The organism is Nocardia fodinahabitans (assembly GCF_052983615.1).
The window spans coordinates 5,790,527-5,803,749 of the sequence record NZ_JBRJJC010000001.1; the positions used below are offsets into that span (position 1 = coordinate 5,790,527).

A 13,223-nucleotide genomic window follows, 5' to 3' on the forward strand; every position below is an offset into this window, starting at 1 on the left:
CGCGACTACTGCGGAACACCCTGGAGCAACACCGAACGTCGCCCGCTCCACGTCACCACCAGCTCGTCGCGCGCACGGCTTGCCGCGACGTACAACAACGACCGTTCCCTCAACTCGGCTTCGGCTCGTTCTTCCTCGGGCGCCTCGTTCAGTACCGATTTAGCGGGCACATGCGCGTCGTCCACCCCGGCGAGGACGACCTTCGCGAATTCCATGCCTTTGGAGCGGTGCATGGTCAGCACCTGCACGTGACCCGGCCCGGCCGGGTTGTCGTCGAGTACGCGTGCCTCGATGCCACGTTCGCCCAGCGCTCGGACGAACTGACTGCGGTCGTTCTTGCCGCGCGTAAGGATCGCGATGCTCGACGGCTCGACACCCTCATCGAGCCAGGAACGCACGCGGGCGGCCACCTGGTCGAGCTCGTCGGCCAGCGAGGTGCACGCGAGGAGGGTCGGCTCGGGACCAGTGCGCGCCGAGCGGTATCCGTGCGTGGACTCCTCGGCCTCTTCGAGGTCGTGATAGTCGGCGCCGGAGAGAATGTCGACGGCGAATTTGAGGTTCTCCGCGGTGGTCCGGTAATTCAGTGTCAGGCGGCGTGAGCGTCCGACGATCTTGACACCGAGCCGTCCGAGCACCACCGGCTGACCGAAGATGCGCTGGTGCGAATCCTCGGCGATGAAGATGTCGTCGGGCCCCTCGGCGACGAGGGCGCGAAGCATTGCCCAGTGGGTGGCATGGAGGTCCTGGGCCTCGTCCACGATCACATGGTCGGCGATGAAGGGCTCACCCGCATTGCTGCGCCGCCGGAGGTACTCGGCTGCCAAGGCCAGTACCTCCGGAAAACTGACGGTGCCGTCCATCCGGCTGCGGCGCCGGAATGCCTCGACGAGCTTCCAGACCGCGATTCGCTGCGACCGGTTCAGCCGTACGCCACGTCCAGCCCTGGCGACTTTCGCATAGTCGGCGACCGTGGTGACCTGGTTCGCGAGCACCACCGCGGTGTATTCGTTGTCGAGAAAAGCCGGGGTGGCCAGTCGTGGATCCAGGTCGGTATCCACCGACTTGGTGATCTCTCGCCACACCTTGAGGGTGTCGGTGCGCCGCGGCGAAAGCTCTGAGGCACTGCCGAGAACCGCCTCGGCGACCGGTGCCAACTCGCGGCCGCGCGCGAGCACATCACTGGCCAGCTTGTCGACGCCATCGATGTAGATGCCGATGTCGCCAGGCTTCGCCGCAATGGTGATACCGGGTTCGAGGGTCTGTAGGTCGGCGTGCAGTTGGCGGGCGAGTGTCCGGTTGAAGGTGGTGAGCACGATGCGGGCGTTCGGATTGCGCCGCCACAGGTTGCGGGCCCGATGGAGCGCGACGACGGTTTTGCCGGTGCCCGCGCCGCCGGACAGCCGGAATGCGCCGTTGTAGTGCTTATCTGCGTAGGCACGCTGTTCGGGGTGAAGGAACGTACGCCAGGCGGCGAAGCTGCCGCCCTCGATGATCCGCCGCAGTTCGTCGGCGTCGTCGCCGATGTAGTTGAACTGGATCTGGCTGGCGGGGTGTTCGAGTGCCTGCAGAATTTGGTCGTCCTCGGCCAGCGACGGATCGACGGGATTTTCGGTGAGTCGCAACTTCTCGCGGATGTCGTCGATGCCGACGCCGCAGGCCAGTTCGAGCAGTGCGTCGCCCTGCCACCCGTCGACGTCGGCGGCGATCGTGTTGATCACGTGGTCGTCCGCGGCGGCCAGCGCACGATCGACGAGATTGGCATCGAGGCCGAGCTCCTGAGTGAGCTGTTCGGCGGTGAATCCCAATCTCCGAAGGTACCCGGAATCGCTGTGGGTACGAGCACTATCAGGGCTCGCGCTCACCGCGACGGGCTGGTCTTCGTGAACGATGAGGTCGAGCACACCGTTGACCGGGTTCACCTGCAGACCCGCCCGGGGTGCCAATCCTGCGGCTGCCTCATCCGGCCATGCGCCCATGTAGACATAGGAGGCTTCACCGCCGCCGGTGGGCGTCACCGAGAAAAGAATTGCTGTGTGCCCCAGCCCGATGCGGCTGACGCGGACTCTTTCGTCGCACGCGCCAGGAACCGATTCGATCAGGGAAATCGCCGCGGATTCACTGTTCTGCAGCGTGTCGAGGAAATCGAAAGCTCGCCGCTTGACCGGACCGTCGAGGTCGCTACCCGACTTCCGCTGGCTGGTCATCACGATGTGCGCCATCACATCACCCCGTTCGTCTTCAGCGCGTCGACGAGTTCGGCCGGATCAGCCGGGCAGATCGTCCACCCCTGTTCAGTCATCGTAAGAGCTGCGTCCGGGTCTCCGAGGAGGACCCCGATTCGGGCGTCCGGCCAGCCGATGTCGATGACATCGCCACGATCGGTTTCGACACCGAGTACCGGCACCGGTGCACCGATCGAAGCCAGGCCGAGAACGAGTTCGCGCTCGGCCTCCGAGATGGTGTCGTCGTAGAGCTCCTGCCACTGCGGTGTGAGTTCGACCGCGATGGCACGGGGGGTTCCGGTGCGCGGAGCATTGCCCTGCACCTCTGCCTGGGCGTTGCCGGTGCCGGTGCTGGCATCGAGCAGTGTGCGTGTGGTGATGGTGTGCCCGTCGAGTCCGAACCAGTTGGACAGTCGCAGCCACTCCTTCCACGCGTGCCCCTCGCGAACTTCGAGAGCTTCGTCGCGGTCGTCGAGTGCCAGGACCGCGTCGATGGTTTTCATGTTCGTGGGCACGGCCGCGGTGATCGCCAACGGACCATCGGTGTAGGACCAGCAGTTGTACTCGCCCTCGCTGAGGGGTGACCCTGTGCCGTTGATCAGGTCCAGCGCCCAGCTGCCGATGGCTTCACTGTCGCCTTTGGTCTTGCCGTTCTGCAAGAACATGAAGGGGAGCCACCGGCCGACAGCGGCCCAGGCATCCCGATCAGGGTCGACCATGAACTCGATCAACTGAGTGATCGGGTCGGCCTGCAACAGATTGAACAGCGCCGGTCGCAGATTGCCTTGTTTGCGAGTGAGTCCCGCGAGTTTGTCGGTGAACCAGCCTGGTCGCTCCGGCTGGGCGCTGATGAACCGGCGAAGGTCGTCGTGGCCGAACGCCCACACGAGAACACCGCCCGAACGCAAGATCTCGCGCTTGCGTGCATCATCGCTGACTCTGTTGTTGTGCGGCACGGCATGGTACTTCCGTCCGTCGGCGAACAGCGCGATGATGGGGATATCGGGGTCGCCCGTGCGGAGCTGGAAGTCGGGCTGGCTGTTGCCCATCAGCACCTGCGGCTCTAGCTGCCAGGTCCGAATCTTGGTGCCGGGCAGCTTGATCGTCGCGGTGGGTCCGTAGGTGCCTGGCCGTTCGGTGATCGTCGCGCCCATGGTCGTCAACCGCTCGGTGAACGCTTTATAGAACTCCCGCTCGAGCGGGGATTCAGGGCTGTCGATCGGTTCCGCCGGAGTCTCTTCGGTGATCGTTTCCAGCCATCGCTCGGCATCCGGTTCCCCGCCTTGGCAGGCGAGCAGATCGTCGAGCACCTTGGCGGCGGTGACCCGCGAGACTTTGTCGAGTTCCCGTGGTGGGGCGAACGGCAACAGGCATTTGTGGCACGCCAACCGATCCGTGCAGTCGCAGTTCTTGACGACATCGCGAGCGGCCGCGAGCACTTCCCACACTTGGCGAGGGTTGGCGAAATCGGCGAGGTAGCCGGTGCCGCCGGGCACAGTGTCGTGGATCAGCAGGGCCCGCTGATTGGGAGCGTGCAACGCATCGGTGATCGCGGTGACATCGAGGTGCTCTGGCGAGCCACCGATCACCTGTCGCAATCCGAGCAGGATGGCCGCGCTGAGGCTGGGGTGGGCGAACGAGTCGTATTCGAGCCAACCGGGCAGGTGCAGCAGCACTGCCTGCGTCCGCAGGGTGCGAGCGAGTGCGATCTCACGAACGTGCTTCTCGTCGTCGGCTTTTCGGTACTTGCACCAGCTTCGGTGCTCGTGCGGCTCGTTGCGGCCGGCTACCTTGTCGAGCTGTCCGCAGCCCGAGCAGACCCGGAAGAGCCCACCGGTGGTGGTGTTGCCGGCGACCAGGCGCTTGCTGCCCTGAGAATTGCGCCTGCCCATGTTCAACCAGCGAATATCCATGCGCCGCAGGTATTCCGCGCCGAAATCCTGCTCGGCGACGAACCAGCGCTTGGTGATATTGGCGGGGTCGATATCCGCGGCCGTCAGGACGGTGAACGACTCCTGACGGCGTTCGTCTCTACCGTCATTGATCGCGGCCTCGTCGCGCCGTACCTCGGCCGAGACCTTTGCCATTTCGACCACCTGCAGTTGCTGGCTCACATCGGCGATGGCGCCGGTGTGACAACGCGGGCATTGGATCGGCGGCGGCGTGCGGTCGGCGCCGTGACTGATCCCGGCCCAACCGCAGGACGGGCAGACCCGCCACGTGTGAATCGCGGATTCGCCTGCCCCGAGATCGACGGCGTCGATCTCGACGGCCAGCCCCTGTGCGTAGAACGTGGCGCCGGGTGCGAGCTCGGTGAGCGCGACCCGTGACCCGCGCTGATAGCTGGCGGTGTCCTCGGCGTATTCGTTGGTGTCGGGGTCGATCCAGGTGATGCCGACGTCGAGGGAGACGGCATCATCGAGCAGCGTGTAGTTGGGCAGCACGCCGTAGCGCTCGAGCACACCCACCCAGTGTTCGTTGGTCAGGTCGTTGATGCTCTTGGAGAGCAGTCGCAGGGTGCCGCGCGCCGTGCGCAGGTCGCGGCGATCGTCGTCGGTCGCGGCGGGGGAGGCGGCGCGCTGCTCGAAGTCGGGGAGGGCGGCGTCGACAGCGGTGCGGCGATACCGCAGCTCATTGACGTCACGGTTCCAGCGATGCACTGCTTCGCGCAGCAGCGCACCGAGCCCGCTGTGCTCGCCGAGTCCCGGTGGCGTCGCCCAATCCCGAAGGCTCGCGGTCGTCGATTCGCCCAGCAGATTGCCGAACTGGCCGAGGAATTCGTCGAGCAGGAGATCGGCGTCGTCGTCGGCGACCTCGATGAGCGTGCCCATCCAGGTTCCCTCGTCGAAGCTCGCGAGCACGTTGGTAGCGCTGCCGGGATCCTCGGTGCCTGCTTTACGCGCGAGCCGATCGACGATGTGCGCGACGTACTGGCGCTGCAGGATTTCCTCGGCCGTGAGGAAGGTGGCCGGCGGACGTACATCGCCTTGGATCACCGAGGTCGGGTCACCCAGCTTCGGCAGATGCTCGCCCCGGCCGCGCACGAACGCCAGCGCGAGTGAGTTGCCGGTGAGACGACCCGCACGACCCACCCGCTGCAGATACGACGACACAGTCCGTGGCATGGATCCGAGCATGACCGTGGACAGGTCGCCGATATCGATACCCATCTCCAGCGTCGGGGTCGCGACGAGCACGTTCGGCGCCGTGGGGTCCGAGGCTGTTGTCTTGAATTTCGTCTCGTATTCGAGTCGCGTCTTGGTCGGCAGCAGCGAGGTATGTTCGCGCGCGACAACCCGCTTCATCTCGGAACTGTCGTAGAGGCCGCGGTAGAAGTTGTCGTGCTTGGCCGCCCTGGCAAGTCGGCCGGGGCACCGGGTGAGCAGGCACGGGGCTCCGTCGAGCTGATCGATGACGGCTGCACTGCCCGGCGTCGGGGTCTGGCAGACATCGCACACGAGCAGGTACTTCATCTCGCTCAGCCCGTCGGCGTCGGGAATGCCGACCATCACCGTGTCGTGCGTCAACTGATATGCGGTGAGCGACTTTTCGGTGCTGACCGTGTTCACGACTCGATCCTCGGCGAGCACATCGAACAGCGCTCGAGCCAGGAATCCGCCCTCGTGGGGTGAGACATTCAGGCATTGCGCAGCCCACCGTGCGTACCACGACGAGGATGCGGTGATCGGGTCGAACCCTTCGGGGACAGTGCGCCCGCCCACCGCGGGGAAGGCCGGTGCGGGTCGGCCCTTGGGAAACGCCGGCATCCCCTGGCCCCTGGGGCGGCCGCCCCATACCCACCGTCGATTGGCATCACGCTCGACGTAGGTGGTGAGCCATTCGTGTGCGATCGCGCCGCGGGTACGCATCCGCTCCGCGACACCGCGTACCCACTGAGTGACGGCTGCCGGGTCGGGTTCGGAGAATGCCAGCTGGTGTTCGGTCCGTTCGAGCGCGGTGGTGCCGAGCTGGGCAACCCGCTGTGGCGAACCGAGATCCACCTCCGCGACCACGCTGCCGGTCAGTTCGAGCGTACGGCCGAGCCGGGACTGCAGACCGAATTCCAGGTCGATATCGAATTGGACGCGCCGCGCCACGGTCTTGGCGGCCTTGCGTCGCAGCGCTGTCGGAGTGTCGGGCTGCCAGAACGGAGCGAACGCCTCGTGCTCGACGATGTCCGGCGCGAGCAGGTGATAGCGCCGACCGGAATCCTCGCCCGCGCGTTCGAGCACGGCGTCACGCAACTCTGACAGCGTCAGCATCTGCTCGCCACTGACCCTGTCGCCCAGAGCGTTTCGGAGCGTGGAGCGCAGACTGAGCGTGTGTGACCGGGCCTGGACGAAACCAGCGCGATGCGCCGCATCCTGCACGCTGTCGGTGAAGACCAAGGCCTTCTTCTCGCCGTTGTCGAGGTGGGCGTCGCCGAAAAGATTCGACAGCGCCACCGACAGCTGGGTAGCGATCGCGCTACCGAGGAACCGAATTCCGTCGTCGGCGCCACAGGCCGGGCACAGATCCTTGCGCGAGTTCTCGTCGGCATCCGGCCCGCTGAGGAAGAGCACCGGCAGCACACGGCCATCGAGCAGTTCCGCACTGTCTGCCTCGGGCCGCTGATCGACGATCTCTCTGTCGTCCGCTCGGAACCACCGCAAACCCTCGACCGCTTCGTCGAGCTCGGCTTCGGTAGGGGCGGAGATCAAAGCCCGGAACCGCAGACCGCCCGAGGCGTGATGGCTGCGGATGTCCTCATCGCTGGTATCCAGCGTGCTACCGGTCGGCGCCAGCCGGACACCCCAGCCGGAGCGGCCGCAGTGGCGGCAGTAGAGCGAGGGGTAGTAGTCGGTGCCGGTGTCGTCGAGCGCGCCGTCATCGGGCCAGCGGAACAGTGGCGTGGCTGCCGCAGCCCGGTCGACCCGGGAGAGCTCCCGAAACCACAGGTGCACATCGACATTCAGCGCGGAGCGGCCGACCTCGGCGCGCATGTGTGACAGCGCGGCGAACAAATATTCGACATAGCGTTCGCGCTGAGCGAGGCTGCGACCGAGATCCCGCTCACCGGTGAGAGAAGGCAGCGCAGTCGCGGCCAGCTCTTTCACCGAGGTCACGTCGAGCGCGCTCCGCAGAATGCGCGCGAAGGTCCCGTGTCTCTTGACCAGATCGAGCATCTCGGACTCGTCGAGCTTGTGTAGCCCGGCCGCGATCCGTTCGGGCGAATCATCGATGTCGGAGGTATGCCGGAACAGGGTGGCCAGAACCGCAGCGGTGAGCCGCTTGTTCGTCAGTGCCTTCGCCGCGGCACGGTCCAGCTCGGCAACAGCTTCGCTGAGCACCGGCTCGACCGGCGAGAACGTTCGGTCCAGCGAGGTGCTCCGGTTACCCAGCCATTGCTCGACATCGACCCGCGTCTCACCGATCAAGGTCTCCTTGGTGAACGGCTCCCCGAACACCGTTTCGGCGAAGTCCAGCATCTCCGTCGGCTCGCTCTTGGACCCGAGTGTCGCCGACGTCGCCACCGGCGTGATCTTGCCCAGCGGCCGCTCCCGGTCCTCCGCGGTGACCGGCGACTGCGTTGTCCAATGAGATTTGAGGGTGAGGCCGAGTCGACGCAACAGCATCGCCACGTCGGTGCCTTGCGCGCCGTCATAGGTGTGGAACTCGTCGAGCACCACGTACTGCAACGAAATCGCCGACTGCCGCCACATCGGCGCTCGGTCCGAACGCAGCAGCATGTGGTCGAGCATCTTGTAGTTGGTGAGAAGAATGTCGGGCGGCGAATCGTGCATGAGGCGGCGATCGGTGATCAGCCCCGCCTCCGAAACGAGTGTCCGCCCACCCGAGGACTGCTCCCCGGTGTAGAGACCGGCCGTGACCCCCGCGAGCTCCGGGTGGCTGGTGATCATCTTCGCCAGCCGCTGCTCCTGATCGTTGGCCAGCGCGTTCATCGGATAGATGATCAGCGCCTTCATCCCCGCCACACCGGCCTTCTTGGCCCGGAGCACATGATCGAGGATCGGGATCAGAAACGACTCGGTCTTACCGGAGCCGGTACCCGTGGTGACCAACGTCGGCTGCGGTCGCCGATGAAACTTGCTCGACAGCCGTTCGAACGCCGCTGCCTGGTGTCCATAGGGCTCGAAGTACTTCGGCCACCAGTTCAGGTGCATTCCCCAGTTGCCGCGGGCGGGGGCGAACGGCAGGCGCAGTCGTACGTAGGGGCCTTTGAACATTCCGTCGCGAGGGTGCCCGATGAAGTCCGTGAGAGCGCCCTGCGTATCCGGGTCGGTCAGCGCGAAGGTTGTCGTCAGGTAGTCGGTCAACCCTTCCCGCAGCCGCTCGGCTTGCAGGGTCGGAAGCAAGGCCCCCACGTGTGCTCCTCGGGTGTTCAGTCAGCTGTAGTGGCTGCTCATCGCTGTCCGCCACGTCTGTCGGATGCTAGTCGACCAGATGATTCCGGCCGGAAGATTCTGCGACGCGAACCACCGCGTCGGCGTTGATGCTAAAGCATTTACGACAGCATGGCAATGATTGACGATGTTTTCAGCGACGCTTACGCTGGGGGAACTGGACGACGCGCGACGGAAGGGTGGCGAGTATGCGTATCCGGCCTACTTGGACGGCTCTCGTTTTCGGTGGTGCTCTGCTGTTGGCCGGCTGCTCGGCCCCTGCTGACCCGATCCAGTCGCCATCGACCTCGGGGTCGGCACTCCCGTCGGTGACTGGCCCGTTGTCATCACCTTCGCTCGAGATGTCGGAGCCGTTACGGGCCTCGACCGTGGCGCCGGCACCGACTGAACCGGCTGAACAGCCGGTATCGACCAGTGCGCCCGAGCCCTACCCGGTCGAGTGCTTGGAAGGTACGCCCGGGCCGGCTGTCTGGAGCGACGGCAGCACCCGCTATTCCCAATGGTGTTTCGACACCCGTGGCGGCCAGCAGTACCTCGACGCCGAGTCCGAGTCCGGCGCGCCCTCGAACGGTCGCGGCTACGAGTGCGGTGCGAACGGCTGTTTCTGGCCGGATGGTTCACCGGTCATCGGCGCCGATCGCTGCGGCCGCGCCTGCGGCGAACCGCCGACTTCCGGTGACATCCAGGGGGATTGGGTGCAGTGCATCGCCGTGAAGACCGTCGAGCAGTGCCGTGCGGAACTGGGTGGCAACTGACCCTGGTCGGGCCGCGGGAGTTCAAGTACGGTATCGATCGCAGCGGGGGATCGCAGCGGGTTTCGCTCCCAGTCACATCTTTGCGTCAGAGTTCGCGCGTTACTGGATCGGGGCAGTACACTGCCAAGAAAGTGAAGTTATGTCTTCATTTGAGCTGGAGGTCATCTATGAAGGTCGCGCACTGACGGTGTTCGGCGTAGTGGTGCCGGGCCGCGGATGCCTCGCTTCGGCCTGGTTGGGCGACCTACCGCTCCGGCCTCAGGCCCAGTTCCGAGCAAGGTTGGACAGGCTGACGGAGGTGGGCTTCCTGCGGAGCCCGGAGGAGATGCGCCCGCTGCAATGCAACGGCGAGCCGCCAGTTCATGAGATCAAGACGAGGTCGGGGCATCGGCTGTACGTGATCAGGTCGCGGCAGGACTGGGTGGCAACACACGGCGCTGTAAAGCCGTCGGACCGCAAGGTATGCGGCCAGGCTGAACGGGCACGGGGGATCTGGAAGGAGGCGCAAGAGCAATGACGACATGGTTCCGGCGGACGCCGGAGGCAGAGGCGCTGTTCGCGGAGGAGCGTCTGCTGTTGTCGGCCACGGAGATGGTGCACGGCGCACTGGATGCGAAGGGCATGAGTAAGAAGCGGCTGGCCGAGCTGCTCGATGTGACGCCGACCGAAGTGAGCCAGCGGCTCAGCGGCAGGCGCAATCTGACTCTGCGAAGCTTGGCGCGCATGATGCACGTACTCGGTTACCGCGTGCGGCTCGAATCCGAAACAATAAGTGGGGCACCTGGACTCGACGCGGTCGGCGCTCGGGTGCGGCGACATCTCATGGATCGAGGTGACTCCCCTGAGCGCGCGTGGTCGGTGTGCTTTCGAGCTTCGATCAGTGCTGACGGCATCAAAGATCGAGCCGACTTCGCTGCCCATATCGAGGAGTTGTGGTCCAATCTCAAAACACTGGACCACATCTCGTCCGCCCGGCTTGACCACCGCGAGGGCCAAATCATGGTCGAACTGCAGGTGCGAGCAGACGACCTGCTCCAAGCTTGTACTCGCGGTACAGCCGCGGTGCGAACCGCGATTCACAGTGCGGGGGGTGGGACTCCCGGATGGGAGAAGGAGATGGAGCGGTTGGTTCGGCAGCTCCGATTGGACGTGTCTTTCGGATCGGATTGCCTGGACGAAGCACATGATCAGGTCTAGCTCGTGACGGATCCGCGTGAGACCTCGGCCCATCTCGATCTTTTCCGGTACCTGGCCGCAGATGAACGGATGGACTACATCGCCATCATGTCGCGGTTCACTGCTTCGCTGTTGGCCGACATGTCGGCAGCGACCGTGGTCGAGATGCTCGATCGTGAGGGTCTATCTCTGGATTCGGACACGGTTGAGGCCAGGTGCAGGCAGCTCGTCCGTTGGGGGAACCTGGTCCCCTCGCTGCGTGACGCCCGAGTGAGCTCGGTGCAGGACTACCTCCGTGCTCGCTCCCGGTATCAGGTGTCGAGTTTGGGTGGCCGTGTGCATCGGGGTGCCGTGGAAATCATGGAGGCCGCGGACGGCGCTCGGGAGGTCGCGCGGGAGTTGCTGGGTGAGATCGCGGACTCCCTTGCTGAGGTCGTCGCGATCACGAAACTGCCGCGATCGGCTGACCGGGCGGACAAGCTGGCCGGCGTTGTCACCACGATCTTCAACAATCAGCGGCTCTTCACTGCGAGCGTCACAGACTTCTACGCCTACATCGCGGCCGTGCTCAGTCGGTTCGACCTGTACGGCGACGAGTACGCGCAATTCAAAGGCCTGCTCCTCGACTATGTCGATCTGATCACCGCTGATGTGAACCGCCACGCGCCCTTGATCGCCGAACGTCTCGCACTCGTGTCGCAACGCCTCGACGAACTGTTGTCCATCCTCGATTCAGTGGCGCGGCTCGAGCTGGGTGAGCTGGCAACTGTCGAAAGGGCGGGCGGCCGGAGTCGATCGGACTGGGCGCAACTGCAGCAGTGGTACACCGGATCGGGGCAGGACTCCGGGCCGGAGCAGTTGCGAGCCGCGGCTGGTCAGGCGCTGGGGCAGCTGTTGGCCAATGCCAAGCGAATGCTCCATTCGACCTCCACCGGATTTTCCCGCCGCGCCGATCTGCTGCGATTGGCCGGCTGGTTTCAGCATTCCAGCGACGACGAGGCTCACCAGATCTTCACCGCGGCCTTCGGCGTGTGGTCGACCAGACATCTGTCCCTCGGCCCGGAGGAGCCGGACCCCCGCGTCGGTCCGATGACATCGTGGATTACCGCCGATCCGATTGATGTTCCGGTTTCTCTGCGGGAGCGCGGTACTCGGTCTGCGAAGGGACGATCAGCGAGAGTGCCCGACATCAGCGGTGATCGCGCGGCCGTCGAAGCTGCCGCGCGGATGGAAGCGGAACGCAATGCACTGGTTGCTGCCGAACTGTCTGCGGCCGGGCATCTCGACGGCGCTCACCTGTCACCACAGGCACGGACGGCATTGCTGGATGAGCTTGCCCGTCTACTCGCTACCGCCACAACCACCATCACCAATCACGACCTCGGTGTGGTGCTTCACGCTGCCCCGGGAGGGTCGACGACAGTCAACTCTCCCGACGGCTCATTGATCGTCCACGGGTTTCAGCTCAGCTGCCGTCCTGCAGCACCAGCCTGGGGGGAAGAACGCGATGGTGACGTCGGATAGATCTCTCGCAACGGATAAGCAGGACGCGGCGGAAATACGGGAAGCCGCGCGGATCCTGCTGCGAACTCCTATCGTGACCGCGGCACGAGCCCCGGAAGCAATGGCGTTGATTCGCAAGCATTCGACCGCCTTACGACGGCTTTTCACGGTGAACATCGGCTATCACCTGGTGGTGGAGTCGGGGTTTGCGCGCCTTGCCAAACTTCCGCCGGATCAACATGCGGCCGCACGGAGCCTTGCTCGTCGCAATGGAACACGATTCGGCGCCCGGGGTTACACCATGCTCGCACTTGCGGGAGCAGCTCTGTTGGCTCCTGGAGTTGGGGAGCAGATCCTGCTGTCGACATTGGTTACGCAGATCCGCACCGACGCCGCCCAGCAGGGAATTCCCTTGTCGGACGGGATCGGTGATCGCCGACAGCTGGTGGCCGCCTTGGCGGTTCTGCTCGAGTGGGGTGTGCTGACCGAGGTAGACGGGACGTTGGCGCAATGGGGAGAATCGGGTGACGAGGCATTGCTGACGATCTGCCGCCCGCTCCTGCCGCACCTGCTCGTCAAGTCGATCGGACCGGGTACCGCATCCGCCGATGTGATTGCGCCCCAACCTGATGCTCCGCGCCGGTCGCTCCGGCGGCGGCTCGTGGAGGAACCGGTCGTGCTGCGGTCCGATCTCGGACCGGAAGAGCTCGATGTCCTTTCGCGCGAACGATCCGAGCTCACCCGGATGCTGAGCGACGCGTTCGGCCTGGTGCTGGAGGTGCGGGCCGAGGGTGCGCTCGGCTACGACCCGGGTGGTGCGCTGTCGGACATAGAGTTTCCGGGATCCGGCACGGTCAAGCAGGCTGCTCTGCTGCTGATCAGTGGGTTGCTCGATTCGGTCGATGACGATGCGGCGGCGATGGAGTTCACCTGGCCGCTGGTCGACTCTGTGGTGTCCGACCTGCTACGTGCGCACGGACGGGCTTGGCGAAGCGAATACGCCGGAGCGCCTAGGACTTTGCGAGACGATGCTGTTGAGCTGCTTGTCTCGCTTCGGCTGGCCCAGACCACACCGGACACGCTGATACTCCATGCTGCCGCGGCACGCTATCGGCCCAGGCCCAACTCCACCGGCACCCAGCTGGCGTTCGAATGAGGAGCAT

At 65.1% G+C, this 13,223-nt stretch carries 6 protein-coding genes; 4 read left to right on the top strand and 2 right to left on the bottom strand.

The window, feature by feature from the left end:
- Positions 1–5: 5 nt before the first annotated feature.
- Positions 6–2,219: a 3'-5' exonuclease gene (locus tag NV348_RS27310; RefSeq protein ID WP_447149409.1), complete on the bottom strand. Its 2,214-nt coding sequence runs from the start codon at positions 2,217–2,219 to the stop codon at positions 6–8.
- On the bottom strand, positions 2,219–8,587 hold the full coding sequence (locus NV348_RS27315) for a DEAD/DEAH box helicase (protein ID WP_447149410.1): 6,369 nt from the start codon (positions 8,585–8,587) through the stop codon (positions 2,219–2,221). Before NV348_RS27315 ends, NV348_RS27310 begins: the two co-directional genes overlap by 1 nt.
- A 347-nt stretch (positions 8,588–8,934) precedes the next feature.
- Between NV348_RS27315 and NV348_RS27320 the strand changes: the two genes are divergently transcribed.
- The 4 genes from NV348_RS27320 (at position 8,935) to NV348_RS27335 (ending at position 13,216) form a co-directional block, all read left to right on the top strand.
- Entirely contained in the window at positions 8,935–9,381 is a 447-nt protein-coding gene (locus NV348_RS27320; protein WP_447149411.1) for a hypothetical protein, read from the top strand.
- 513 nt (positions 9,382–9,894) lie between these two features.
- Positions 9,895–10,578: a helix-turn-helix domain-containing protein gene (locus tag NV348_RS27325; RefSeq protein ID WP_447149412.1), complete on the top strand. Its 684-nt coding sequence runs from the start codon at positions 9,895–9,897 to the stop codon at positions 10,576–10,578.
- 3 nt (positions 10,579–10,581) lie between these two features.
- Positions 10,582–12,081, top strand: coding sequence for a DUF2397 domain-containing protein (locus NV348_RS27330; protein WP_447149413.1), 1,500 nt, complete (start codon positions 10,582–10,584; stop codon positions 12,079–12,081).
- Positions 12,065–13,216 carry a TIGR02678 family protein gene (locus tag NV348_RS27335; RefSeq protein ID WP_447149414.1) on the top strand — a complete coding sequence of 384 codons (1,152 nt, stop codon included), beginning with the start codon at positions 12,065–12,067 and terminating at the stop codon, positions 13,214–13,216. The genes NV348_RS27330 and NV348_RS27335 overlap by 17 nt, the downstream gene beginning before the upstream one ends.
- The last annotated feature ends 7 nt before the right edge of the window (positions 13,217–13,223 follow it).